Annotated in this window: 29 protein-coding genes; 25 read left to right on the forward strand and 4 right to left on the reverse strand. The window is 42.9% G+C overall.

The annotated features are described in order from the left end of the window. The first annotated feature begins 146 nt into the window (after positions 1–146). The 13 genes from MHB85_RS11965 (at position 147) to MHB85_RS12025 (ending at position 7,886) form a co-directional block, all read left to right on the forward strand. On the forward strand, positions 147–548 hold the full coding sequence (locus MHB85_RS11965; RefSeq protein ID WP_192132223.1) for a GNAT family N-acetyltransferase: 402 nt from the start codon (positions 147–149) through the stop codon (positions 546–548). Positions 549–668: 120 nt separating this feature from the next. Beyond that, positions 669–1,070 carry an NUDIX hydrolase gene (locus MHB85_RS11970; protein ID WP_105598261.1) on the forward strand — a complete coding sequence of 134 codons (402 nt, stop codon included), beginning with the start codon at positions 669–671 and terminating at the stop codon, positions 1,068–1,070. Positions 1,071–1,734: 664 nt separating this feature from the next. Further along, the gene (locus MHB85_RS11975) at positions 1,735–2,001 is read left to right on the forward strand and encodes a DinB family protein (protein ID WP_341074219.1); all 267 of its coding nucleotides are present in this window, start codon (positions 1,735–1,737) and stop codon (positions 1,999–2,001) included. Between the two features lie 34 nt (positions 2,002–2,035). Beyond that, positions 2,036–2,431, forward strand: a complete 396-nt coding sequence (locus MHB85_RS11980; protein WP_192132221.1) for a VOC family protein — start codon at positions 2,036–2,038, stop codon at positions 2,429–2,431. A gap of 52 nt (positions 2,432–2,483) precedes the next feature. After that, positions 2,484–3,071 carry a helicase gene (locus MHB85_RS11985; RefSeq protein ID WP_341072943.1) on the forward strand — a complete coding sequence of 196 codons (588 nt, stop codon included), beginning with the start codon at positions 2,484–2,486 and terminating at the stop codon, positions 3,069–3,071. Positions 3,072–3,077: 6 nt separating this feature from the next. Beyond that, complete coding sequence (locus tag MHB85_RS11990) at positions 3,078–3,734, forward strand: DUF4367 domain-containing protein (protein WP_341072945.1); 657 nt, start codon at positions 3,078–3,080, stop codon at positions 3,732–3,734. Between the two features lie 30 nt (positions 3,735–3,764). Continuing rightward, a complete protein-coding gene (locus MHB85_RS11995) occupies positions 3,765–4,247 on the forward strand; it encodes a DinB family protein (protein WP_192132215.1) in 483 nt (160 codons plus the stop codon). 54 nt (positions 4,248–4,301) lie between these two features. Beyond that, positions 4,302–4,841: a phosphotransferase-like protein gene (locus MHB85_RS12000; protein ID WP_091017117.1), complete on the forward strand. Its 540-nt coding sequence runs from the start codon at positions 4,302–4,304 to the stop codon at positions 4,839–4,841. Between the two features lie 143 nt (positions 4,842–4,984). After that, positions 4,985–5,359 carry an AAC(3) family N-acetyltransferase gene (locus MHB85_RS12005; RefSeq protein WP_091017115.1) on the forward strand — a complete coding sequence of 125 codons (375 nt, stop codon included), beginning with the start codon at positions 4,985–4,987 and terminating at the stop codon, positions 5,357–5,359. Between the two features lie 28 nt (positions 5,360–5,387). Continuing rightward, positions 5,388–5,720 carry an AAC(3) family N-acetyltransferase gene (locus tag MHB85_RS12010; protein WP_179198550.1) on the forward strand — a complete coding sequence of 111 codons (333 nt, stop codon included), beginning with the start codon at positions 5,388–5,390 and terminating at the stop codon, positions 5,718–5,720. A 35-nt stretch (positions 5,721–5,755) separates the two neighbouring features. Further along, positions 5,756–6,235: a DinB family protein gene (locus MHB85_RS12015; protein ID WP_179198549.1), complete on the forward strand. Its 480-nt coding sequence runs from the start codon at positions 5,756–5,758 to the stop codon at positions 6,233–6,235. Positions 6,236–6,320: 85 nt separating this feature from the next. Further along, positions 6,321–7,256, forward strand: coding sequence for an acetamidase/formamidase family protein (locus MHB85_RS12020; RefSeq protein WP_091017110.1), 936 nt, complete (start codon positions 6,321–6,323; stop codon positions 7,254–7,256). Positions 7,257–7,304: 48 nt separating this feature from the next. Continuing rightward, on the forward strand, positions 7,305–7,886 hold the full coding sequence (locus MHB85_RS12025) for an HAD-IA family hydrolase (RefSeq protein WP_179198548.1): 582 nt from the start codon (positions 7,305–7,307) through the stop codon (positions 7,884–7,886). A 13-nt stretch (positions 7,887–7,899) separates the two neighbouring features. On the opposite strand, the gene MHB85_RS12030 is transcribed toward MHB85_RS12025, so the two are convergent. Continuing rightward, positions 7,900–8,349 carry a DUF1569 domain-containing protein gene (locus tag MHB85_RS12030; protein ID WP_091017106.1) on the reverse strand — a complete coding sequence of 150 codons (450 nt, stop codon included), beginning with the start codon at positions 8,347–8,349 and terminating at the stop codon, positions 7,900–7,902. A gap of 157 nt (positions 8,350–8,506) precedes the next feature. Here MHB85_RS12030 and MHB85_RS12035 point away from each other — a divergent pair, with 157 nt between their 5' ends. The 7 genes from MHB85_RS12035 (at position 8,507) to MHB85_RS12065 (ending at position 13,614) form a co-directional block, all read left to right on the forward strand. Continuing rightward, complete coding sequence (locus MHB85_RS12035) at positions 8,507–9,283, forward strand: class I SAM-dependent methyltransferase (protein ID WP_179198547.1); 777 nt, start codon at positions 8,507–8,509, stop codon at positions 9,281–9,283. Positions 9,284–9,402: 119 nt separating this feature from the next. Then, positions 9,403–10,152: a methyltransferase domain-containing protein gene (locus tag MHB85_RS12040; RefSeq protein ID WP_256975162.1), complete on the forward strand. Its 750-nt coding sequence runs from the start codon at positions 9,403–9,405 to the stop codon at positions 10,150–10,152. Positions 10,153–10,242: 90 nt separating this feature from the next. Next, entirely contained in the window at positions 10,243–11,103 is an 861-nt protein-coding gene (locus tag MHB85_RS12045; protein ID WP_091017100.1) for a hypothetical protein, read from the forward strand. A gap of 143 nt (positions 11,104–11,246) precedes the next feature. Next, on the forward strand, positions 11,247–12,074 hold the full coding sequence (locus MHB85_RS12050; protein ID WP_341072947.1) for a phosphotransferase family protein: 828 nt from the start codon (positions 11,247–11,249) through the stop codon (positions 12,072–12,074). A 167-nt stretch (positions 12,075–12,241) separates the two neighbouring features. Next, the gene (locus tag MHB85_RS12055; RefSeq protein ID WP_341072949.1) at positions 12,242–12,688 is read left to right on the forward strand and encodes a GNAT family N-acetyltransferase; all 447 of its coding nucleotides are present in this window, start codon (positions 12,242–12,244) and stop codon (positions 12,686–12,688) included. 45 nt (positions 12,689–12,733) lie between these two features. Then, on the forward strand, positions 12,734–13,051 hold the full coding sequence (locus tag MHB85_RS12060) for a hypothetical protein (protein WP_210107841.1): 318 nt from the start codon (positions 12,734–12,736) through the stop codon (positions 13,049–13,051). A gap of 38 nt (positions 13,052–13,089) precedes the next feature. Continuing rightward, positions 13,090–13,614 carry a GNAT family N-acetyltransferase gene (locus MHB85_RS12065; RefSeq protein ID WP_210107842.1) on the forward strand — a complete coding sequence of 175 codons (525 nt, stop codon included), beginning with the start codon at positions 13,090–13,092 and terminating at the stop codon, positions 13,612–13,614. A gap of 452 nt (positions 13,615–14,066) precedes the next feature. Here the strand turns inward: MHB85_RS12065 and MHB85_RS12070 are convergent, their stop codons facing one another. Genes MHB85_RS12070 through MHB85_RS12080 form a run of 3 tightly spaced genes read right to left on the reverse strand, consistent with a single transcriptional unit; the run spans position 14,067 to position 18,431 of the window. Next, positions 14,067–15,032 (reverse strand): sugar ABC transporter substrate-binding protein, encoded by a 966-nt coding sequence (locus tag MHB85_RS12070; protein WP_341072951.1) that lies wholly within the window; start codon positions 15,030–15,032, stop codon positions 14,067–14,069. Continuing rightward, complete coding sequence (locus MHB85_RS12075; protein ID WP_341074220.1) at positions 15,025–16,614, reverse strand: response regulator; 1,590 nt, start codon at positions 16,612–16,614, stop codon at positions 15,025–15,027. The genes MHB85_RS12070 and MHB85_RS12075 overlap by 8 nt, the downstream gene beginning before the upstream one ends. Positions 16,615–16,619: 5 nt before the next feature. Further along, complete coding sequence (locus tag MHB85_RS12080; RefSeq protein ID WP_341072953.1) at positions 16,620–18,431, reverse strand: cache domain-containing sensor histidine kinase; 1,812 nt, start codon at positions 18,429–18,431, stop codon at positions 16,620–16,622. 242 nt (positions 18,432–18,673) lie between these two features. Here MHB85_RS12080 and MHB85_RS12085 point away from each other — a divergent pair, with 242 nt between their 5' ends. The 5 genes from MHB85_RS12085 (at position 18,674) to MHB85_RS12105 (ending at position 24,469) form a co-directional block, all read left to right on the forward strand. Further along, on the forward strand, positions 18,674–19,696 hold the full coding sequence (locus MHB85_RS12085) for an ABC transporter substrate-binding protein (RefSeq protein WP_341072955.1): 1,023 nt from the start codon (positions 18,674–18,676) through the stop codon (positions 19,694–19,696). A gap of 85 nt (positions 19,697–19,781) precedes the next feature. After that, positions 19,782–21,293, forward strand: a complete 1,512-nt coding sequence (locus MHB85_RS12090) for a sugar ABC transporter ATP-binding protein (RefSeq protein WP_341072956.1) — start codon at positions 19,782–19,784, stop codon at positions 21,291–21,293. Between the two features lie 4 nt (positions 21,294–21,297). Continuing rightward, the gene (locus tag MHB85_RS12095; RefSeq protein ID WP_341072958.1) at positions 21,298–22,341 is read left to right on the forward strand and encodes an ABC transporter permease; all 1,044 of its coding nucleotides are present in this window, start codon (positions 21,298–21,300) and stop codon (positions 22,339–22,341) included. Further along, positions 22,331–23,305 (forward strand): galactofuranose ABC transporter, permease protein YjfF, encoded by a 975-nt coding sequence (yjfF, locus tag MHB85_RS12100; protein ID WP_341072960.1) that lies wholly within the window; start codon positions 22,331–22,333, stop codon positions 23,303–23,305. The genes MHB85_RS12095 and yjfF overlap by 11 nt, the downstream gene beginning before the upstream one ends. Before the next feature lie 108 nt (positions 23,306–23,413). Continuing rightward, a complete protein-coding gene (locus MHB85_RS12105; protein ID WP_341072962.1) occupies positions 23,414–24,469 on the forward strand; it encodes an ABC transporter substrate-binding protein in 1,056 nt (351 codons plus the stop codon). Positions 24,470–24,617: the final 148 nt, after the last annotated feature.

Raw genomic sequence — 24,617 nt, forward strand, 5'->3', positions numbered from 1 at the left:
CATAATATTCAAGCATTGCTCCTTCGGAGCCTGGGGCTGCGATGGATTTTGAGAAGATTTTCAGCTGACAACCCCCTTTGGGTTTCATTATTACAGAAACGTTGTCCAATACTCCCAAAAAAAACAACAAGCATAGGAGCAATATTATGACTATCATTTTCAAAGAAGTAAAAGACATTGATACACAAGCAATTCAAGAACTGTTTCACTCTGTGGAATGGAAATCAGGAGATTTCCCAGAAGATCTGAGACAAGCAATAAACAACTCACATACGGTTATTACTGCATGGGATGGTACCAAATTAATTGGCTTAATAAATGCATTGTCTGACGGCGTGATGACAGTATATTTTCATTACATGTTAGTACACAAAGAATATCAATCATTAGGAATTGGAAAGAGAATGATGGAACAAATGCTTAGTCGATATTCTAATATCAAAACAAAAGTGCTTATATCCTATGATAGTGCAGAAAAATTCTATGGATTATTTGGATTTAAGCCAGAAGAAGGCACAAAAGCCATGTTTATTTCAGATATGGTATAGCATTTTGGGAGTTTATCAAAGAAGTTGGGATCATCAGATAACAACACTTTTCAGTTCTAGGCATTTAGCATAGCCATTAGAGGAAGAGTGGTTATATAAACCAACATAGGAGGAATTAGAATGAAATTTATCGTTTCTGCTAGTGTAATCGTTCTCAATGAACATAATGAGATTTTACTCATGAAAGGTCGAAGAGGCTGGGAAATGCCTCAAGGTTGTGTTGAAGAAGGAGAGACTATTAGGCAGGCAGCAGTACGAGAAGTGAAAGAGGAAACAGGGATTGACATTGAATTAATTAAATTTTGTGGTTTGTATCAGAACATAACGCGCGGCGTATGCAACAATATATTTACTGGAAAACCGATTGGTGGAGCTTTAACTACCAGTGATGAAAGTGAAGAGGTGGGCTACTTTACTTTAGAAGAAGCTGGGCAAATGATAACATGGGGGAATTTCTATGACAGAATTCACAATGCATTAGATGAGAAAAGTCATCCTTTTTTGATTGAATTTTCAGAATAAGGGCAATCATTAGATCACAATATATTCACTTATCGGGTTTACTCCCTCTGTCCGAAGACGAGATCTCGATAAATTAGAGAAAATATACTCCACATGACACTCCACAAGCTCTACATTATGGTAGATTCCATCTTAAAAGGTGCTCCTCTCATGGTTGGTGATGTTCTAAACAAACACCATTCTACCATAGATAGGAGCTCTTTTTATATGATTTTACCTTCGTAACTCAGGTTTAATTGCGCTAGTTTTCTTATTAGGATATAGATATAAGAGTAGGTTAATATAAGGAGCAGCCTGAAAATAAAGGTTGCTTCTTTTTTCACTTTTACACTTCGCAAATGGAACATTGTGGGTTATATTGGATATCATTTGGTTCTATAGTAGGGAAATGGAGGTATTCAGCCTTGGATGAAAATATACGCTTTCCGATCGGACACTTTGAGCCAAGTCTTAACACCACTAATGAGGACCGAGTTCACATTATAGGTCAAATTCCCGGAATTACGAAGACCTTAAAAGAGATTACACAACATCTCAATGCTGATCAACTCTGTACTCCTTATCGTGAAGGCGGTTGGACAATCACACAGATTGTGCACCACCTTGCGGACAATGACATGAACGCTTATATCAGATTTAAGAGAGCTTGACTGAAGATGAACCGATGGCAAGCTCATATCGAGAGGATTTATGGGCATCATTAGATGATTACAGGAGTGCGCCCATTGAAGATTCAATTTTGCTGATGGAAATACTACACAAGCGATTTCTCTCGCTGTTGTATGGTTTACATCGGGATCAGTTTAGACGAAAACTCCGAACAGAAGTGTTAGGTACAATTACACTGGATATCGCGATTCAAAGATTTGTATGGCATGGTCAGCATCATATTGCTCAAATTAAATCTTGTATAACATCGCAAGGGTGGTAGGGTCTTATACACATCTCAAGTGTGGAGGTAACATATGGGTAATGGAAGGATTCTGGGCATTGCATATAATGTGATTCCAGTGAAAGAGTTAGAAGTGTCAGCTGCCTGGTTCGTAAAACATTTTGGATTTAACATTCGCCACCAACGCGAAGGATATTTGAGTTTATCTCGGGGTGATCGCCCAATTTTGGACTTGATCCAAAGCGATAATGAAACACGAGCGACATTTGAAATTCATCAGAGAAAGAGATGGGTCATTACATTTTTCACTGATGATATTGCTGCTTTACATAACTATTTAACATCAGAGAATGTGAAAGTAGGGGATATTAGTGATGAGGGACACTATGGGAAGTTTTTTGTGTTAGAAGATTTGGACGGCAACATATTTGATGTGTGGGAACACCATGATTGTGAATTGAATTTTTAATGAGGAACTTTGGTCAGCTACTATCATTTACCGAGGGTTTAGGGGGATACGAATGTTGATTGAAGACGAGAAAATATATCCTGACTGTTCAGTTGAAATAAGAATAGTAGACGTTGGCGGCTTAACAAAGCCACAGCTTAGTCAGAAATTGGACCAACACTCTATTTTATTGAATAAATATGGAAAACAGTTGTTAAATGATGAGAGATTTATAGTCTCCAATACAAAGCAAAGCTTGCAAACGGTTGAGTTGACCGTCAGACAACTTGGATTTTCGGATGGTGCTACAACTCTCCAGTTATTTCGAAGAGCAAATGAACTTGGGTTGGATTGTTGTCCGGTTGAGTTAGGACCTTATCTAAGACTGCAATATTTGGATCAGCCCGAGATAGTTTCTACCCATATTTCAGAGGAGAGGAAAGCTCCGTCCGGCTCCATTACTATAGCATCTGAAGCCCTTACAGAGGATATTGATTTTCCAAAAGGTTTTTATCTCAGACGAATAAACGACGAGTTTTGGTTACGAGGATATCTTGCGGACCATCTACATGTATGGAGTCCTCATGATCGCTTTATCTTCTGCAGGGCTCAGCTTCTATTATATGAGGATCAGGAAGATGTTTTGAAAGGAAAGGAGTGAAGATCAATGGATATCAAAAACAAAAGCGGAGATGTGCTTGGGAAAATTCAAATTGAATCCTTACGCAAAGATAGTGCGATTGACCGGATCGTCATTGACTTAAAGCCTGGTGAGGGGAAGGCGATTTATACCGCAGATGCTACAGAGAACCAATTCACGCAACAGACCAATTATGCAGCCATTCCATGGGAAGACGGGTTGGAACAATTGCAGAAATTTTATTCTCCATGGCAGCCGAAATTTCCGATCGATTCTGATATCGATGCCATTCATGTGTTTTATGGATTTGATAATCTAACTCCGCAAGAAATCGATGAAATGATTGAAGAAAGTAACAGGTTAGGCAGAAATGTAGTGATACGAGACCTGAAGCCCAATAAGAAGGTTGTGGGCATCAGCATCACGTATAAAGAATACGGTGGTTATAAACTTAACATTTTCGGGACAACAAAAAGCCGGATCGCATTGCCTGATCATGATGGTACTAAGGTTAAACAGGTAGCCTTACGTGGCGTCGAAGCATTTTATATTTTCAATAACGAAACTTCCCAATTGATATGGATCGAAGAGGATGTGCATGGGAAGGCACTGCAATACGAGATCATTGGCAGAAATATGTCAGAAGATCTTGTGATGAAGATTGCGAATTCAATGAACGGATAAATTTTATATTATTTTGAGTGAGGTGCTACGATGAGTTACAAAGCTATTCTCATAGACCAATTAAATGCCTGTTATCATGATCAGAGCTGGTTTACTCCACTTCATGATATGTTGACAGACCTCAATGCTGCGGAAGCCGCTTATGTAAAGAATGAGGGAGAGCATTCCATTTGGGCGATCGTCAATCATCTTATTTTCTGGAATGAGAGGTGGCTTGAGAGATATGTTGCCGAACAGGTCGACGGGCTGCATTCAGTGAATAATGAGGATACATTTGACATAGATCCGTCTAACCTGAACGATGTGGAGTGGCGCAAGACACTACATAGACTGAAAACCGTTTTTAGTGATTGGAACAGGGCACTCGAAGATAGCGATGAACATAAATTGACCCGTGAAATTCCTTCCTATTTTAACGCGCCCTGGTGGGGAGTTGTATCGAATCTATGCATTCATAATGCCTATCATATTGGCCAGATCATGCTGCTCAAAAAATCAATGAAACACACGTAGTACACGCTGTATTGCGTTTACAAAATTATACTTAAGCAAAGGAAGATGACTTTCATGGAAAAAGGCAAAATTATATTTTTGAACGGTGTAACGAGCTCTGGTAAAACTTCAATTGTAGAGGCGATGCAATCATACGATGATCCGTTTTTCTATGTGGTCGCTAATGATCTTTTTGAAAATACGATCGGTGATAAACATCTTCAGACGGATTACTGGAAGTATCTGAGTGAAGCGATTGTAATGATGTATCATACGGCAAAAGTATTCTCAGACCATGGCAAGCATGTTCTGATCGATGGCATACTGGTTGAAAGAAAAGAGCTCGCGCCGCATTATGAACAAGTCAAACAGATTTTTGAAGGGTATCCACTGGATATCGTTGAGTTATATTGCCCTCTCGACATCTGTCGTCAGCGTAACATTGAGCGTGGTGATCGCAGAGAAGAGCAATCGGATGAGCAACATCAAATTATGGCCAAACACATCCACTATAGCTATTCGATTGATACAAGTATGAACACACCCGAAGAATGTGCGGAGAGGATTATTGCAGCACTGTTCAAGACCAATCATGAACCATTGAAAAATATATAAAGATGATATTTCGAAACTGTAGTGGAATCGATATCTAGTAACAACTTTGTCTGCTTTGGTCTGGAGGATTAAAGGAGGAATTCAATGGAATTACAAAAAACACTCTGATTAATGATTTAAGACGATTAGGTATTAAGAAGGGCATGACGATAATCGTTCATTCCTCCTTCAAAGCAACAGGTAAGGTTATAGGCGGCCCGGTAAGTGTTATTTTAGCTCTGGAAGAAGCCGTTGGAACCAATGGAACCATTGTCATGCCCACTCAAACAGAACATCTTTGTGAACCTTCAGAGCATGACGCGAACCTGTCTTCAGAGGAAATTGAGTTCATCAAAGACAATATGCCTATTTATTATCCTGACTTAACACCAACCTCGTATATGGGCATCATTCCTGAGGTGTTTCGGAGGCAAGATGGTGTGTTTCGAAGCTCACATCCGCACATGTCTTTTGCTGCCTGGGGGAAAGAGGCAAAACGGATAACGGAAGATCACAACTTGCATTATACATTTAAATGAGAAATCTCCGTTAGGAAAAATCTATGATTTGAGTGGATACATTCTGTTACTTGGTGCACCTACAAATAGTAACACCTCCCTGCACCTGGCCGAATATAAACAGCAGAATACATTTGTTAAGCCAAAAGTCTGGGGAGTAAAAATGCTGGTGGATGGACTTGAACAATGGACTACATACGATGATATTAACAATGAATCGGATGATTTTGAATTAATTTTTAATGAGTTTAAGATCCAGACTAACGCTGTTACCGAAGGAATGGTAGGGAACGCTGTGAGTTATATGATACCCCAAAGAGAGATGGTTGATTATGCTTTGGGATGGATGAATCGGAACCGAAGAGAACATATAGGGCAGTGAATCATCTCAAAAAGAAAGAAGGGGGAAATGTAATCATGACCAAAGAGATTGAAGATTTGCTTCAAACTTTTGAAGAATGGGCGTTGTTTGCTAAGACGATGAATCATCTTGAAGAGAAGACCTGGAATTCGAGCTTGGAAGAAGGGAAATGGACGATAAAATCAATCGTAAGTCATATCATGTTATGGGACCGATATTTTTACAAGGAAGCGATTGAGAAGATTGCGCTGAAGCAGGAAGTTACGTTGAAACATATCAATTTTGAAGAGTTTAATCGAAAAGCTATTGAGTACGGGAACCGAACAGAGACGTCCGAAATCGTAAATAAGGCTATCACGTACCGCCATAAAATTATGAATGACATTCGAGGGTTAGCGCAAGAACAGCTTCATCAGACGTATTTGGACGCAGAAGGGAACGTATTTTATATTCCGCAATACCTTAAAGATTTTATATGGCATGACCAGCATCATATGCAACCGTTGAAGAAATATCTTTCCAACCTTGAAGCGTAAAGGATTGCAGGCAGGGGGCGGAACGTAATACAGCATGTTGCTTGCTTTGAATATAATATGTATCCCAAACTAGGGAGGGATTGTAGTGAGTACTCATAAAATTGAATTAACTCAGGCAAATCTGATCGGTTCATTTACCAATGAGGTAACTCCCATATTGAGCGTGAAATCTGGTGACTCCATTCGTTTTCAGACGCTGGATGCGGGCTGGGGAACGGGTGTGAGTTATGAGGAACGCAAGAAACCTTTTGATCGACAAGGTGAAAAAGATGGAGGTCATGCCTTAATCGGTCCGATCTATATCGAAGAGGCGAAGCAAGGACAGACGTTGGAGATTGTTTTCAATGAGATCGTACCCGGGAGATACGGGTTTACTTCTGCTGGCGGATATCCGAACTGGCAGAACCAGAAGTTACATCTAACAGAGGTTGAAGAACTGTCGCTGAATTGGACACTTGATCGTCAAACGATGAATGGAACCTGTGAAATAAAAGGAAAGTCCTTCACTGTATCTCTCTCGCCGTTTATGGGTGTAGTGGGCATGCCGCCAGAGTCACGAGGGATTCATACAACATGGCCGCCTCGCTATTGTGGAGGAAACATCGACTGCAAGGAACTGGTGCAGGGAAGTAAATTATATTTACCTATTCCCGTAGACGGAGGTTATCTCGCAATTGGTGATGGTCATGCACGGCAGGGGGACGGTGAAGTCAGCTGTCAGGCCATTGAATGTCCGATGGAGCTTGTCGATATCACGATCAACGTGATTAATGATATGATTTTAACCAATCCTCGTGCACATACGCCATCCGGCTGGATTACCTTCGGTTTTCATGAAGATCTGAATGAGGCTACGGTTCAAGCATTAGACGGAATGCTCCATCTGATTGGTGAGTTGTACGGACTAGATCGAGTGGAAGCGATTGCACTTGGAAGCGCGGTAATTGACCTGCGTATCACCCAAATTGTGAATGGCGTTAAGGGTGTGCATGCTGTCCTTCCACATGATGCTTTTAAGTAACTTGAGCCCCGTTATACGTCGTATTAGATGAACTTGGGAGTCGATAAAATGAGAGGCAGACCACAGATCGTTTTAGATATCGCAGGGGTTTTGTTAAGTAATATGTCATTGACGTGCTGGAGAGATATGATTCAGGAAACCAACCTATCGGCAGCATCCTTGAAAGTACATTTTACAGGAATCAAGCGACAGCTCTGGACAGGAATAATGCGAGAAGAAGAGTTCTGGCAATCGTTGAATCAGGCTTATCCCGAATTATCAATAAGCCGAGCGAAGGACATCTTAACCAATTCAATTGTTCCCTTACCAGCGGCTCAATACCTTGAGCGATGGAGTGAGTTTGCCGATATCCATCTGCTCAGCAATCATTGTAAGGAGTGGATTGAGCCGAATCTGAACCGTTTAAGCTTATTTACCAAAAGTATAACCATCTCTAATCAAGTGGGTTTATGCAAGCCTGAGATTGAGATATATCAACGGGTCGAGACTTTCCTGGCAACTGGAGAAGAGGTTCTATTTATAGATGATAAAGAGAAAAATTTACATTCGGCTAAGCTACTTGGTTGGAAGACTTTACTGGCTGACGAAGCAGGAGATTGGGTTAATGAAGTTGAGTCATTGCTAATTTAGACGGTAAATAACCCTAAACTCCAAATTGCTTTAGATGATGATCTAAATGCTTGTATATGCCTTTACCCCATTGATCGGCTGTTAATTTTCCGAAGAAGGGATGGGGGTGGCGCGAGAATTTTTCTGAAGTACCTTGTTTAAAGATATTAATCTGCTGCTCGAGTTTTTCTTTTTCTGTTATAAAGTGTCGTTGGTCATCAATAATGATTGTCGGGATCGTAGACATATTATGGGGTAAGGGCTTGTCATTATAAAACATTGGTTTGGCGAACCGTCCTATAAGTCTCCCAAGTAATCCTCTAGGTGGAAAAGCATTTCCTAAGGGGATATCATGAAATGCTGAACAGTGAGCCAGCATTTGAGAGACCTGCATCGTGCCCCATTTAGGGATGGAATTTTCACTAAGTTGATCCATGCGCTCTGTAATTTCAGCGGCATTTATCGTATCAAATATACTTTTCACAAGAACACCTCAGTCCTTCAAGATATATAATTTGAACTTGAACTATCATCATTCTATTATTGAAAGGTTTATCCTCTTACTATCAAGAATAATAAAATATGGTAAGATTAGTCAATGTATTATGGGAAAATCACAATTGAAATCGGAGGATGCGAACTTGGAAAATAAGGAAACATTTAATCTCGTAGCAGATGAATATGAACGATATAGACCTGTCTATCCGAGTGAAATGTTTGATGATATTTTTACATATCTGAATCTTAATAAAGAGGATTCCATTCTTGAGATTGGCTGCGGAACGGGACAGGCAACAAGCGGATTGGTGAGCAAGGATTATACAAACATCACCTGTATTGAATTAGGCAGTAACTTGGCACAGTTCACCGCAGACAAATTCAAGTCATATCCATCGATTCAAGTAATCAACACTTCCTTTGAGGAATGGAATAACGAAGGAAAGCGATTTCAATTGATTGTGTCAGGAACGGCCTTTCACTTCATTGATCCAGAAGTAGGTTACAACCGGGCTTGGGAATTGCTAGAGAATACAGGCGGCATTGGACTTTTCTGGACGATTCATGTACCGGTCTATGACCCGCTGCACAATGAAATTCGTTCCCACTACACAGCATTAGCCCCTCATTTGGATGATTCTCAATATCCTTCGCCAGATGAAGTTATCCAGGAGCGTAAAGAAATAACAGAAAAATCAGGCTTGTTCGCGGATATTACGGTTAAGGAGTATAACTGGATACAGTCCTGTTCCAGCGAAGAATATGTCGCTTTATTAAATACCAATTCCAAACATCAGCAGCTTTCTATTGATGTTCGGCGTTCACTTCTGGAGCGAGTCAAAGATTCCATTGATGCTGCAGGTGGAACGATAGAGAAACAACATAAGGTTGCTCTTTTTCTAGGGAAGAAAAAGGTCTAAGAATATATGTTTTTATTATTCTACTTAAGAACAGGAGAGAATATATGTGTGATCCGCGTTCAACATACAGTATCCAAACGGCAGTGTTAAGTTTACAAGAGGAATTAGAGAGGTTAAAGATGCAGGCGGTAATGGGGTGGTCCAAAGAATTCCGAAATCTGGAGTGGTATGGTTTGAAAAATGGAATGCGTGTATTGGAGGTCGGAAGCGGACCAGGTTACATCACAGAGCAATTATTGAACAGTCTGCCGGACAGCGAGCTTACCTCGCTTGAGATTGATCGTTCACTGCAAGCACAAGCCAAAGAACGGCTGAAAGATATTCCTTCCAAGCGATTACAATTTGTAGAATCTTCCATCTACCAGATGGATCTGCCTGATGATTCTTTTGATTTTGTAGTGGCAAGACTTATCTTCCTTCACTTGAACAATCCTGACGAAGCTGCAAAAGAGATATATCGTGTACTGAAACCTGGCGGCCGTCTTGCCATTATTGATGTGGATGACGGCGTTTTTGGAGCGGTGAATCCTGATGTTCCTGCTTTGCATACGGTATTAATGAAAATTTCGAATTATGTGGCACAACACGGCGGTAATCGTTTAATTGGTAGAAGTCTGCCGCGTCTCCTTTCTGAGAACGGATACATCGATGTCGACATTGATTCTGTCCTTCAACATAGTGATCTGTTAGGCATAGAGGGGTTTAAGCAGCAGTTTAATCTTGATCGTTTTGTACATTTTGCTGAAAAAGGTGTGATCAGTTCGGAGGAATTTGCTCAGCTGCAACAGGCTTCTGAAGCGATAAATCATTCGCCGGAAGCCTATGCCATGATGAATTTCATTACAGCTTGCGGCACGAAGCCATTGTAAGAACTGTGTACGTTTGAATTAAGCTTTACTTGCTCGGTGCTCGGACACTGTCTATGACAGACTAAGCTTCCTAAGAGACGGAGGATGGGAATGAATATCGCTCAAGCTTTCCAGGAAACTGTAGTGCAAGGAGATCATCAAGGTATGATTGATTTGCTGAAAAAATATGAACAATCCAGCAAGCTATCTGTCAATGAACGAGGTTGGGTCTACTGGAATGTTTCCGATGGTTATGCCTTGTTAAGAGAGCCGGAACTGCTTTATGCCAATCACTGGGAATTCTTCGAATGGGGAAAAGAAAATCTCGCCCCGGAGCAGTTACACTGGATCGTTTCGGATTCGACACAAGCGTTGTCATTATCTCTGGGGAACTACTTTAATTATTGGATGGATTGGTACCAATATGCTTGTGATCATGCCCCGAAGTTGGATACCAACCGAGGTGTTCGATTCGAAAGCCATCGGGCTTTGGGTGGTTCGCTTTGGGTTTTGGAGAGATACAGTGAAATGAACAGTGTGCTTGAAAATATGAACCAGCTTATACAAGAAGATGATTCATGGTCCAATATTCTTTTTGCCCGGATTACATACAACAAACAGCGTCTGGTCTATCTGTATCATACCGCGGATTTTGCGGGAGTCGAAGCTCTTGTAAACGAAACGATGGACTGGATTGATGAAATCAATGATAGAGCACTACGGATTTCAAGAAAAGATGAAGTGGTCGGCAGCTGGGAGGATATTAATGTCTCCAGAAATTCGCTGAGAGATATCAACATTGCGTTAAACAATTTGGCTAGTATTTTAACGGATATCGAAAGGTATGAGGAAAGTGTGAATTTGTTTATCCAGATACAGGAACGTGGTCACCACATGAATGCATATGGTTTTTCCAAATGGATATATTCGATCTGGAAGACAAGAGGGCTGAGGCAGTTAACGATGCATTAGCAGTTGCCTCTTATGAAATAGCTGACCTTGTGAAACATACTCCTAAACTATTAGAGATCAAAGATTAGGTTTGAGGTTGTATAAAAGAGGACTGAACTGCAAGGACTAAGAAAGAAGGAATGCATGAAGTGAACTATGACATCTTGTTAAACAGATTTCCGAATGTGAACATTGTTAAACTAACAGGTGGTTATACCAATACGACCCTTTTACTTGAGGGAACTGATCCGCAAATGATAGCTAAAATCTATCATGTAGAGAATACAGATGCAAGGACAGAAATAAGCTCGCTAACGTTGTTAAATCATTCTGGCGTGACTCCGCGAGTGCATGATTGCTTTGAAAAAGAAAACTGGCTGTTTGTTATGATGGATTACGTTCCAGGAATAAACGCACAGATGCTGCTGGATGAAGACGGACTTGACCAAGGCAGGAAAATTTATGAGCAGCTTGGTATATATCTCGCCAGAGACGTGCACTCCATCAAACGATATGATTGCGAAGCAGAGTTGCCAGTCATAACGAAGTCCGCTGTTGATGTGGAGGAACTTGAGTTTGTACCCTCCGGAATCAAAAGCATGGTAAAAGAAGTGTTGGACATTTCCAATCATGGGGAGCAAACTCTGATTCACGGAGATTACGGACCGCATAATGTCATGTTATCCAACGATTCAATGTTCATTTTGGACTGGGAGTGGGCAGGGTGGGGCAATCCGTTGTTTGATATCGCATGGGTGGTGTGGTTTGTGCATCTTCATTATCCTCACATGGCAAAGGATCTGTCAGAAGTCTTCTTAGATGCATATACAGAACGTACAGATATTGAAGTAACAAATGATCTAATTAGGGCATATTCCACATCCAAAGTAATACAGATCATAAACCGAATCAAGAATGCTCATCCAGATGTACATAGGGAATGGCTGCGCAGATTAGAATGGACACTGCAAGCGAGCTTTGGCAAGGCTTAATCGGAAAATTTCATGAAACGTTGAAAGGAGTGATGTGATATGAGAAACAATACAAATCTGAGTAGAAGAAATAAAGTTGCCAGAGGTGTTTTTGTCTAACGCAGAGGACCCAAGAAGGGTTTCGAGGAATTCCTCTGTGTAATTTTCACTAGGAGGAGTTTCAATCTATGATTCATTTAAAACGTGTGTCGGTGGATAATTGGTATGCATGTACTCAACTGAATGTAACGGAAGAACAGAAAAAAAGTTTTCCCGTGCCGGTTGTATATTGGATTGCTGAATCCAAGGTTGTGACCGATTTTCGACCCATGGCCATCTATGTTGATTCGGAACTGGTTGGTTTTGCTGTGTACTCAGATAAGCCAGATCATGAGGATAACTATTGGCTTCTTGCGCTAATGATAGATACCAAATATCAGGGCAGAGGTTATGGAAGAGAATCGCTTAAGAAGTTGAGTGATCTAATGAAAGAATCGCTGAATTGCAAATGCATCATGATTGGACACAGGCCGGAAAATGGTATCGCCGGGAAGCTGTATGAATCATTTGGTTTTCACCGAGTAAGTGAAGGGTTGATTGATGGCGAAGTTGTTCGGCTTCTAAGATGCGAGTAGTGCCGAAAAACACGCGATTTGGATTGTAAAGGAGGTAGCTTTTCTTTGAAGCATGTACACATTATTTTCTCATTACTCTTTATCATGTTAGGCATTGTGATTATTACAATCTCGAAAATGATTGAAGAGGTAATTCCCAAGTTAGGGTATGCAGCATTCCAGTCAGCAGCAGCTGGAAGTTATACTCCGAGTGATTATCAAGTGAATTTTGCACTGAATTATTGGATAGGCGCGATATGCGTTTTGGGTGGAGTTATCTGTTTATTAGCTAGAATGAATTGGGTTCAGAACTCCATTCGTGAAATGAATATAAGAAACAAAGCGTTTGATGAAACTCATGCCGACACAAGAGAACTGAAATAGGCTATGATATGACATAAAAAAAGAAAGGGCAGATCAATATGATTACATTCCAATACTTTGAACCGGAAGATTTTGATCAACTAATCGAATGGAGTGGAGATGAAGCGTTTCTGCTCCAGTGGGCTGGCCCGCAGTTCCATTATCCACTTTCCAAGGAACAGCTAGCGGATTATTTGCAAGGTGCGAATGATAAGAACACTTCGAATAAGTTCATTTATAAAGTGATGGATGAATCAACTCAGGAGATTGTGGGTCATATTGCTCTTGGCGGTATCGATCGCTATAATCGTTCAGGACGTATTGGTAAGGTGCTTCTTGGCAAGCCGTATCAGGGTAAAGGCTATGGGAAGCAAATGATCGATGAGGCACTTCGAATTGGATTTGAAGAGGAGAAGTTACACCGGATCAGTCTGGGTGTGTTTGATTTTAATGTCTCAGCCATCCGATGTTATGAAAAAGCGGGCTTTGTACGAGAAGGACTTATTCGTGATGCGAGAAGACATGAAGATACATTCTGGAATCTTATCGAGATGAGCATATTAGAAAACGAATGGAAGAAATAGCTTCTCAAAAGGACTCATCATACTTGAGAGGAGGGTTACCCTCTCGTCATGCTGAACATACTGAAAAAGCTGACTTTTTGGTTTGTTATTTTCTCGCTAACCGTATGTTTTATTAATCTATCAGGGAACGATGATAAGAATATTCTGATTTATCTAACGAATCCTATAAATCCGTTGCTGAATGACTGGTTGACCAAAATAAATACGAATCCAGAGACGACTTCATTTTTCAGGCCGTTGATATACTTGTTCCATTTGATTTTTTGGGGAGGAGTGGGGCTCATCCTCGATCGGGTCATTATGAAGCTTAAGCGTAATAGGTAGATATGAGCAACTCTCAGAAAAAGGTCATCTTTCTTGAGAAACACTTCGATGAACGGATGTAATAACTACGTGTACGAAAATTTAAAAGGTACTGTCCTCCTGTCATTTTCATGACAGAGGACAGTACCTTATTTACTTCCTTCCTGATTGATTACAATGATCCCCGTATCAATAAATTCCTGCACGGGCAAACCGTCGCTGGCGAGTAACAAGGTCTCCATCATTTTGGCACCCCAGACTCCTTCATTCTGTGAGATAACGGCAGACAATTGACCGTTGAGCAACCCGTTTTCACTGGTCGGGCTATCACCGAACGCGATTAAATGCCGGTTAAGGCCTTTCGCTTTCCAGATCAGGGTAGAGGCAGAGACGGATACAAAATCGAGTCCGATAATTGCATTGAAGTGAGGGTGAGCTTGAATCATGTTCTCCATATCGGACATGGCTTGATCTTCATTCCCTTGATGATAACGAACCTCCATGATTTCGATGTCTGTTTCACTACGGATATAATCAATAAATCCATTAAGCCGCTGTTGCAAACCTTGCATCTCCTCCAAGCCGTTCTCGACAAGAATCATACCTTGATTATGCAGGAGTCGTGTAGTCGTCATCGCGAACTGCTGGCCAGTGCGATAGTTATCGGCGCCCACATAAGCGATTCGATGACTGGATGGGACATCTGACTCAAATGTAATGACAGGAATACCCGCAGCTTGGGCTGCATCAATAACGGGTGTAAGTGCAGCAGCATCCACAGGAGAAATAGCTATCCCGTCCACATGCTGTTTGATCATATTCTCCATGATACGGATCTGTTGTTCGGTATTGGCTTCATCAGGTGCGTTTACAATTAACGTAATATTGTGTTTCCCTGCATACTCCGTTGCATCCTTCGTGATCATCTCATAGGTTGGATACGTCATTGGATAGATAATACCGAAAGTTTTGCTCGCTGCAGATTTCTCTACAGGTGAAGTCGCAGGAAGTGTTGCAGCCATCTGCTGTGGACGAATGTTTGCCGAACCGAATGAAATGATCATCGGGAACACAAGTATTAGTGTAAGTAAAAGTGCAAATCTGGCTTTATTCATACATTGGCTCTTTTCTCATATCTGATGGTCTGGTCTGCGATGCCTCGGTCCCTTGAGTTCGGTATTCTCTTGGTGTAAAACCTGTTGTTTTCTTGAATATATTAGAAAAATAGTGAGAGTCATTGTAACCAACTTTGTAAGCAACCTCAAAGGTTTTGTTGTTGGTTGTTTTCAGCAGCTCCTTGGCTTTGCCGATTCGAATCTGGGTTAGATACTCCGTTATCGTTTGACCAGTTTCCTGACTGAAAATCTTGCTTAGATGACTTGGACTGATTCTGACGTGTGCAGAAATCATCTTCAACGAGACCTGTTCGTTATTGTATTCACGAGATACATAGGCTTTCACCTGATCAATGACATCACTGTATTTTCCGGAGCAGGCTGCTCTTCTCCGCCATAACAGGTTAAGCAGGGAACACAGATATTGGGTGCAATCCTCCCAGCACGTAATCTTCCGGATCGTCTGCTGCAGGGAAGTGATGTTCTCATCCGAATGGTCACTCATGCGGAACAGCTGATTCGCAAGCCGAAACGACTCTAGCGTAAGATCATTCAACAGATAGAAGCCATACGAGGAGGACTTCCAGTCGAAGGACTGTAATGGAGCGGCAAACTCTTGCACAAAATGGTCACGCAGATTGGGGCTGCCGATTTTGAGGAATTCAAGAAAAGAATTCCTGTCGAGAAAAAGAGTCGTGTGCTCATCCGGGTTGATTTCACGTAGAGAAGCTCTGTTCTGAAGGGTGAGCCGGGTAATATATTTATCCTCCTCCGCTTCCAGATACGAGACATGAATTCCTTGCAGACGCTCCTGTTGACTGCCAATGCCCAGAATAATATTACATTTGAACATATGTTCAAGTTCCATACGAACCCGCCCGCGAAGCTGCTCCAGATATACGGATATGCTGTCATCGGAGTGATACTTGAGCAGAAGCACCAACTCGGTTCGGCTTCGAATATAAGGAAGAAGTTCAACGTGGGGATCACGAGTTTCCTCCAGTATGGGAAGTAGCTTCTTCATCAGGGATTCCGGGTCCCGGGAATCATCTGTTAATCGAACGTCGATAATGACAATGGTATAATACCTGGCCGAGAGAGGAAGTGAGAGTTGTTTGGCTGATTCAATTGCATCGGTTGTACCGATGAGTCCTCCGCACAGATCGGCCAGCAGTTTTTCTTTGGTGATCGTCCGGTTTGTCATGCGTTGATGTTCTTCATCCATTTGTTTGCTGACCTTATGCAGCATTTGGATTAGCTCTGCTGCACTAATGGGCTTTAGACAGTACTCGGTCACCCCAAGTCGGATGGCCTCCTGGGCATAGCTGAATTCGTCATGACCACTCATGATAATGATTTTGATATCAGGTTGTTGAGTGCGAACGATGGAGGTCAGTTCCAATCCGTTCATAAATGGCATTTTGATATCTGTAATCAAAATATCCGGAGCCCACTCATGAATTAAAGGTAACGCAAGCTCGCCGTCGGGTGCATCCCCGCAGTAGTGAAAACCTTCCTTTTCCCAATCGATGCAGCTCCGTATATTCTCCCGAATTCCAATTTCGTCATCCACGATCATCACCTTTTTCAACGGTTAACCTCCTTGCTTTTGGGGATACGAATCATAAATGTGCTGCCTTCCATATACGTACTTTCCATTTCAACACCATAAGATGGTCCAAAATATAGTCGAATCCGGTGATGTACATTGAGCAGACCGAATCCGCCTTCCTGCTCGTCATCTTGGGGTGAACGGGAAGCGGCCGGCTTCTCCAGCTCTTCACGTAATTGTGCCAATCGATCCGCAGACATGCCAATTCCGTTGTCCTGTACGGTGAGAATGATGCTATTGTCCTCTACATATCCGTGTATGGATATCAGCCCTTGACCGCGTTTGTTCTTGATCCCATGATAGAGCGCGTTTTCAATCAAGGGCTGCAGCGTCATTTTCAAAATGGGATAATCCTGAAGCTCACGATCAACGCTGATCTCGTAGGTGAGAATATCGTGGTACCTCATCTGTTGAATAACCAAGTAACTCCGTGCATGTTCAAGCTCGGTTTGAATGGATACCCAGTCGAATCCTTTGTTCAGACTCAAACGAAAGAACTTCGAGAGGGCTTGCACAAGTTTGATTACATTTTCTTTTTTCTCTGCTTCAGCCATCCATAAAATAGACTCCAACGTGTTATACAGGAAATGAGGGTTGATTTGAGCTTGCAGCGTACGTAGTTCAGCTATTTTCACCTGTTCATTCTCCCGGATGCTCTTTTCGATTAGCATTTTGAGCTTATCCAGCATCACGTTGAAGCTTTTGCCCAGATCAGCAATTTCGTCCGAGCCGTGTGGTGTGACTTTGGCTTCCAAGTAACCGTTTGCAGCTTTACGCATCTTGTTCATCAGAATTTGGATGGGAAGAATCAGTCGATTATTCAGGAAAAAATATAATGATATTGCAAAGAAGGCACTTAACAAAACCGTGATGATGATCAATTGGCGAATGCTATTGGCCTCTGCAATGATTTCCTGATAAGGAGCTACCCCGATCATTTTCCATCCGGTCTGTTTTGAGGTGCTGTATACAACAAACTGGGGCTTGGATCCTGCAGACAGAATAAAGCTGTCTTGCTGTAGATGTAAAGGGACCGATCGGATCTGATCCATCATGGTTATGGATGCCGTGGTGGCATCCGGCCTGAAGAGTGTATTTCCGTGTTGATCACTAATATAGAAAAAACCGGAATCCTTAATGGGGGTATTCGTCAAAAAATCATCAATGAACGAATCATTTAAATCAATTACTATGAACCCGATGACCTCATGTGTAATTCTCTCTTTGACCGTGGTTATAATTGAAAGCGCATTCTGTTTAGAGTAAGCAAACCCATCCAGCCTGTTATATTCGGCATAGGCTGCAGAATGAGGAATGCGCAGAATGGCATCCGGATACTGTATCAGATACTTGAAGTACGGGTTACGCAGCGGATTTCGTTCCAGCTTGAACACGCCTTTTCGTTCACTTATGCCTTTTCCATAAAAATTCACGAACGAGATATTAAGTACCTTGTCATACTTGTAGGTTTCCCGATAAAGATTGTATGTCTGAAGGATGGCTTTGGCTTCCGGGTAGGACTCCGATTGAGAATACAGATATTGAAGCACTTGCGGGTTCTTGCCCAGTTCGAGTAGCCGTTCCGTATCCTCAAACAAGATGTCAATGTTCCTGGCAAGCTGGTCGGCAACCAGCTGTGTCGAGGCCTTGTTATGATTGGATACGACCGTATAAGATTTGTGGTAAGAAATCAATCCAACCACGATCAGTGGTACTGAACTGAGGATGATAAACATGCTGAGTAATTTAAGCCTGAGGCTTGAAGCTATCCATTGAATGAGTTTCAACGTATTCCACTCCATCTGAAGGGATCAAAAATGTATCATTAGTATAACATGATTTTCTAATATGTAAGAGAATCGCTAAATACTACACAATTAAACAAAGAAATTACACTTTTTAAACTCTATTTTTTGAAATTACTAAATTATTACATAAAAAAAGTATGAGACTCCATATAAGCTCGTAATGAAAGCGTTCTATAATGTGGTCACACCACAAGGTGAAACGAAAAAGGGAGGATCACAACATGCGAACCAAAAAAAAGTGGGGACTTGCCCTAACATTGGCTATGGTGATGCTGGTCAGCACGGCATGTAGCAGTACCAATGGAGGAGCAGGCTCCGATAATGAAACTTCAACGAGTGGGAATGGCAGTACACCTGCCAGCGCCAAAACAATTACGCTTGGTTTTTCGCAGGTTGGTGCGGAGAGTGGTTGGCGTTCGGCGAATACCAAGTCGATTCAGGATTCAGCCAAAGAAGCGGGTTATGATTTGAAATTCTCCGATGCACAGCAGAAGCAGGAAAATCAAATTAAAGCTTTGCGATCCTTCATACAACAGAAGGTGACGGTGATCGCTTTTTCCCCTGTTGTAGAATCCGGTTGGGATACCGTATTGAAGGAAGCGAAGGATGCAGGAATTCCCGTGATTTTGACGGACCGTGCTGTGGATTCGCCGGATAAAACCCTCTACAAAACCTTTATTGGCTCCGACTTTGTAGAAGAAGGACGCAAAGCAGGTCAGTGGCTGAGTGACCAATACAAGGACACACAAGACGAGATCAACATTGTTGAGCTGCAGGGTACAACAGGCTCCGCACCAGCGAATGACCGTCAAGAGGGCTTTATGGAATTGATTGCTTCCAATTCGAAGCTTAAAGTGATTGCTTCACAATCGGGTGACTTTACACGTGCCAAAGGCAAAGAAGTCATGCAAGCTTTCCTCAAAGCACATAAAAAAATAGATGTTCTCTATGCACATAATGACGATATGGCACTTGGTGCAATTCAGGCCATCGAAGCGGCAGGATTGAAACCAGGCGTAGATATTACCATTATCTCTGTGGATGCCGTGAAGGATGGGATGCAGGCTGCTGCTGATGGCAAAATCAACTTTATCGTTGAATGTAATCCGTTGTTAGGACCTCAATTAATGGAAGCGGTTCAATCGGTAGTAGACGGGAAAGACATCGAACCCCGAATCGTTACGGATGAGACGACCTTCACATCGGAGCAAGCCAAAGAAGCATTGCCAACACGCGAATATTAAAAGCAGATTCGTATAACACCGAAAAGTCATTTTTCGACCAGGCTGTCGCTAAATGACTTTTTTCCATAACAAAGGAGAGGGTTATATGGCCGAGCAAGCACCCATTTTGCAAATGACAGGCATCACCAAACAATTTCCCGGGGTTAAAGCGCTGTCCAGCGTCAGCTTTCGCTTGTTTCCGGGCGAGATTCATGCCTTGATGGGTGAGAACGGAGCGGGGAAGTCGACGCTTATTAAAGTTTTGACCGGCGTTTATTCCATTGATGAAGGAACGGTAAGCATGGATAACCGGGATCTTTCGATCTCCGGTCCGCCTGAAGCGCAAAAGGCGGGAATCAGTACCGTTTACCAGGAGGTAAATCTCTGTCCCAACTTAACGGTTGCTGAGAATATTTTCATCGGGCGGGAACCCATGCGATTTGGCAAAATCAATTGGAAACAAATGAACAAAGATGCGGAGAACATTCTGCGAGACAGATTACATCTGTCTATCGACGTTAAGGCTCCTTTACAGACCTACTCGGTCGCGATGCAACAACTGATTGCAATTGCAAGAGCACTCAGCATCTCGGCCAAAGTGCTCATATTGGATGAACCCACATCCAGTCTGGACAAAAACGAGGTTCAGCAACTGTTTCGTATTATGCACAAATTAAAGAGTGAAGGTCTCGCAATTCTTTTTGTTACTCATTTTCTTGATCAGGTATACGAAATGTCGGATCGTCTAACGGTGCTCCGTAACGGGGAATTGGAAGGAGAGTACATAGCCGCAGAACTTCCACGCATGGAACTGGTGCTCAAGATGATCGGCAAGGAGCTCGAGGTGCTTGAGGAGCTTCCGAAGGAAGCGGATGCTGCCCAGGCGGAGTCGGGAGAACTGTTAATTACCGCTAAGGCACTTGGACGCAAAGGAGCAATTGAGCCTTTTGATCTGGACATTCGCAAGGGAGAAGTCGTGGGCTTGGCTGGGTTATTGGGGTCTGGTCGTACCGAGATCGCTCGCCTTTTCTTTGGTGCAGATCGTTCAGATGTAGGCAAGCTGCTCGTTGTAGATACAGGAAGTACGGTCAAGTCGCCGCGTCATGCAATTGATCAGAATATTGCTTTTTGCTCCGAGAACCGTAAAACCGAAGGCATAATCGATGATCTGACCATCCGGGAGAACATTATTCTGGCTTTACAAGCGACACGAGGTTGGTCCAAACCAATTTCACGCAAGAAACAGGATGAGATCGCCGAAAAGTACATCAACCTGTTAAATATCCATCCGAAAAACCCGGAGCATTTAATTAAAAATCTGAGTGGCGGTAATCAGCAAAAGGTGTTGCTTGCACGGTGGCTGCTGATGAACCCCGATCTGTTGATTCTCGATGAACCTACGCGTGGAATTGATATCGGTGCCAAGACTGAAATACAGAAGCTGGTGCTCTCTCTGTCGAAGCAGGGCATGGCCGTGCTGTTCATTTCGTCCGAGCTGGAAGAAGTGATTCGTGTCAGCCACCGGATTGCTGTAATCCGGGACCGCAAAAAAGTGAAAGAACTTAGCGGGGATCAGATCCATCAACAGCAAATCATGAAAGCAATGGCAGGAGGTTAAAGAGATGGCGGGCAAGATGCGTAAACATCATTTGTTTTGGCCGTTATGTATGCTTGGTTTACTTTTAATCTTTAATTTGCTGTACTCTCCGGATTTCTTCTCCCTCGTCATGCGTGAAGGGAATCTGTATGGCAGCTTGATTGATATTCTCAATTTTGGAGCGCCTTTAATTCTGGTATCGATCGGTATGACACTGGTGATTGCGACCGGAGGTATCGACTTGTCCGTGGGCTCCATTGTAGCGATCTCCGGTGCTGTGGCTTGTATGAGCATCAGCAGAGGAGTAGATCAGAGTTCGCTTTGGCTTGTGTTGGGTGCACTTGGATTATCTATAGGTCTCTCACTGATCTTGGGCATATGGAACGGGGCGCTGGTTTCGGTTGCCCGAATCCAGCCCATTATTGCAACGCTTATCCTGATGGTAGCCGGACGTGGGATTGCGCAATTAATTACGAGTGGACAGATTATTACGGTATCCAATGCAAACTACACCTATATCGGGGCAGGTTCGTTTGCAGCATTACCGTTTTCCATCTTCATCGTATTAACTGTGCTGCTTGTTGCCTTATTGCTGACGAGAAAAACGGCACTGGGACTGTTTATTGAATCGGTTGGAAGTAACGCAAACGCGAGCCAACTGGCAGGTATTCGTTCAAAAACGGTTATTCTCACGGTATATGTCTTCTGTGGTCTGTGTGCCGGCATTGCCGGGCTTATTCTCAGCTCGAATGTATCCAGTGCGGATGGAAATAACGCAGGTCTGTGGTATGAACTTGATGCCATTCTTGCGGTAGTCATCGGGGGGACTTCACTCAATGGTGGTCGTTTCTATCTCATGGGTACCGTCGTTGGAGCACTTATTATCCAAACCTTAACAACAACGATCTATATGATTGGCGTTCCGCCAGAAGTTACGTTGGTTGTTAAAGCTTTTGTTGTATTAGCCGTATGTTTGATTCAATCTGATTCCTTTCGCAATTCCATGGTGATCCGTTGGAAAAAACGGAAATATCCAGCCGAACAGGGGGTTAACCGCCATGTTTCTTAATCGTAAGTTTCTCCCGATCTTTGTCACTTTCGGCTTGCTGGCCGTGATGTTTGCCATAGGGTCTTTCAGGTACACGGGGTTCTTCTCCACACAGGTCCTGCTTAATCTTCTCATTGATAACGCATTTCTGATTATCACGGCAATTGGCATGACCTTTGTCATTGTATCAGGAGGAATCGACCTGTCGGTTGGTTCTGTCATAGCGCTGACAACTATTATTAGCGCAAGTCTGGTGGAGAAGCAGGGCTGGTCACCTGCCATCGTTATACCGATGGTGCTTGTTATGGGTGCGTTATTTGGCACAGTCATGGGGGCTATAATTCATTATTTTAAAATTCAGCCCTTCATTGTGACGCTGGCCGGTATGTTTTTGGCGCGTGGGCTGTGTTATGTCATCAGTCTCGACACCATTACCATTACAAATCCATTTTACACACAGGTAGCACAGGCGAAAATTTCCCTGCCAGGGGGCAGCTTTGTCTCTATTAATGTGATTATTGCTCTGGTGATTCTACTGCTCGCGATCTACCTGGCACATTACACCCGGTTCGGGCGCAACGTTTACGCCCTTGGCGGAAGCGAGCAATCCGCGCTGCTCATGGGATTGCCGGTTGCACGTACCAAAATCCTGGTGTACACGTTCAGCGGTTTGTGCTCCGCGCTTGCCGGTGTTGTCTTCACCTTCTATATGTTATCGGGTTATGGATTACACGCCATGGGTCTTGAACTCGATACCATTGCGGCTGTTGTGATCGGAGGTACCTTGTTAACAGGTGGTGTGGGGTACGTGGCGGGAACCTTTATTGGTGTATTGATCCAGGGGGCTATCCAAACTATAATTAGCTTCGAAGGCACGCTAAGCTCATGGTGGACCAAGATTGTGATTGGCCTAATGTTGTTTGTTTTTATTTTATTCCAACGACTGCTTAGCGGGCGGCGAGTATCCTCGAAATCACTGCATTAAGTGGATCGAATGAAATGAAATTGCACACAAATACCGACACAATTATATAACTAGATGTGCTCTGCATCGGGGGCAGCAGAGACTAACATGGAGATGGGAGATGCGTGAATGAGAAGACATATGATCGGGTTGCATTTGTTCATACTGCTACTGCTGCTTGTCGGTTGTACAACACCTGAGTCTGAATCTGTGTCTCCTCCCATCTCGTCTAACAACTTGGAAACTCTCCCATCTGTTGAGGAATGGATAGAATCAGCGGTAGCAAGGGATACCTCTACGAAACCGATTGTCTTGGGTTTTTCTCAACTGGGTAGAGAGAGTGCCTGGCGTCTGGCAAACTCCACGTCTATCCGGAATGCTGCGGCAGAATCGGGAATCTCCCTTGTAATAAAAAATGCAGAACAGTCTCAGACGAAACAGTTCGAGGCTGTTCGGTCGTTCATCAGGCAAAAGGTGGATGTCATTGCCATTGCACCGGTCGTGGAATCGGGCTGGGATGGTATTCTTCAGGAGGCCAGGGATGCAGGTATACCTGTGATCATCGTAGACCGGTCAGTTGATGTTAAAGACACTTCACTTTTTGTGACAACGATTGGCTCGGACTTTTATGAGGAAGGTGTGAAGGCTGGGAAGTACATTCAGGATCGGATGCGAAATCATCCGGGTTTGATACGGATTGCCGAACTGCAAGGCACGAGTGGTTCTACACCCTCTATCCAGCGTGGTGAGGGCTTTAGAAGCATTTTCGACACCAGAGCAGATATCATCTTCTCACAAAGTGCTCCTGCCGATTTTACGGAGGACAATGGCAAACATGTGATGAAAGAATTCCTTCAGGTCCCGGAAGATGAACGGCCGCAGGTTCTTTTTGCCCATAATGATGAAATGGCTTTTGGCGCCATACAAGCGATTGAAGAAGCTGGGCTGAAGCCGGGAGAGGACATTATCATTGTTTCGGTGGACGGCTCCCGCAAAGCACTTGAAATTCTAGCCAATGGGAAAATCAACGCTGTGGTGGAATGTAACCCGCTGCTCGGTCCTCAGCTTATGCAGGCTACAAAAGAAATTATTGCAGGGCGTACACTCCCGAAGCGCATGGCACCCCCGGAGGACATTTTTACACAGGAGAGTGCTAGACGGGAGATGTACAACAGGCGATTCTAGAATATGCGAAAAAATAGAACATTTTGGATAAAATTCAATTTACTTTAAATAAACTTATCGTTTATACTGAACTCACCTTGAACTAAAGTTCTTTTCTATGAGAAAAGACGTAGCGGTTTGCATACTTTTGAAAGCGCTTTTTTTCGAG

This window comes from Paenibacillus sp. FSL K6-4396, from assembly GCF_038002525.1.
Taxonomy (GTDB): Bacteria; Bacillota; Bacilli; order Paenibacillales; family Paenibacillaceae; genus Paenibacillus; species Paenibacillus amylolyticus_B.

Bases quoted from the DNA above. Each gene is read 5' to 3' on its own strand.
- MHB85_RS11995 (WP_192132215.1), top strand. From the start codon at position 3,765: ATGAGTTACAAAGCTATTCTCATAGACCAATTAAATGCCTGTTATCAT.
- MHB85_RS12085 (WP_341072955.1), top strand. From the start codon at position 18,674: ATGCGAACCAAAAAAAAGTGGGGACTTGCCCTAACATTGGCTATGGTG.
- MHB85_RS11970 (WP_105598261.1), top strand. From the start codon at position 669: ATGAAATTTATCGTTTCTGCTAGTGTAATCGTTCTCAATGAACATAAT.
- MHB85_RS11980 (WP_192132221.1), top strand. From the start codon at position 2,036: ATGGGTAATGGAAGGATTCTGGGCATTGCATATAATGTGATTCCAGTG.
- MHB85_RS12045 (WP_091017100.1), top strand. From the start codon at position 10,243: ATGAATATCGCTCAAGCTTTCCAGGAAACTGTAGTGCAAGGAGATCAT.
- MHB85_RS12095 (WP_341072958.1), top strand. From the start codon at position 21,298: ATGGCGGGCAAGATGCGTAAACATCATTTGTTTTGGCCGTTATGTATG.
- MHB85_RS11975 (WP_341074219.1), top strand. From the start codon at position 1,735: ATGGCAAGCTCATATCGAGAGGATTTATGGGCATCATTAGATGATTAC.
- MHB85_RS12025 (WP_179198548.1), top strand. From the start codon at position 7,305: ATGAGAGGCAGACCACAGATCGTTTTAGATATCGCAGGGGTTTTGTTA.
- MHB85_RS11965 (WP_192132223.1), top strand. From the start codon at position 147: ATGACTATCATTTTCAAAGAAGTAAAAGACATTGATACACAAGCAATT.
- MHB85_RS12105 (WP_341072962.1), top strand. From the start codon at position 23,414: ATGAGAAGACATATGATCGGGTTGCATTTGTTCATACTGCTACTGCTG.
- MHB85_RS12005 (WP_091017115.1), top strand. From the start codon at position 4,985: ATGACGATAATCGTTCATTCCTCCTTCAAAGCAACAGGTAAGGTTATA.
- MHB85_RS12000 (WP_091017117.1), top strand. From the start codon at position 4,302: ATGGAAAAAGGCAAAATTATATTTTTGAACGGTGTAACGAGCTCTGGT.
- MHB85_RS12070 (WP_341072951.1), bottom strand. From the start codon at position 15,032: ATGAATAAAGCCAGATTTGCACTTTTACTTACACTAATACTTGTGTTC.
- MHB85_RS12065 (WP_210107842.1), top strand. From the start codon at position 13,090: ATGATTACATTCCAATACTTTGAACCGGAAGATTTTGATCAACTAATC.
- MHB85_RS12015 (WP_179198549.1), top strand. From the start codon at position 5,756: ATGACCAAAGAGATTGAAGATTTGCTTCAAACTTTTGAAGAATGGGCG.
- MHB85_RS12090 (WP_341072956.1), top strand. From the start codon at position 19,782: ATGGCCGAGCAAGCACCCATTTTGCAAATGACAGGCATCACCAAACAA.
- MHB85_RS11985 (WP_341072943.1), top strand. From the start codon at position 2,484: ATGTTGATTGAAGACGAGAAAATATATCCTGACTGTTCAGTTGAAATA.
- MHB85_RS12055 (WP_341072949.1), top strand. From the start codon at position 12,242: ATGATTCATTTAAAACGTGTGTCGGTGGATAATTGGTATGCATGTACT.
- yjfF (WP_341072960.1), top strand. From the start codon at position 22,331: ATGTTTCTTAATCGTAAGTTTCTCCCGATCTTTGTCACTTTCGGCTTG.
- MHB85_RS12040 (WP_256975162.1), top strand. From the start codon at position 9,403: ATGCAGGCGGTAATGGGGTGGTCCAAAGAATTCCGAAATCTGGAGTGG.
- MHB85_RS11990 (WP_341072945.1), top strand. From the start codon at position 3,078: ATGGATATCAAAAACAAAAGCGGAGATGTGCTTGGGAAAATTCAAATT.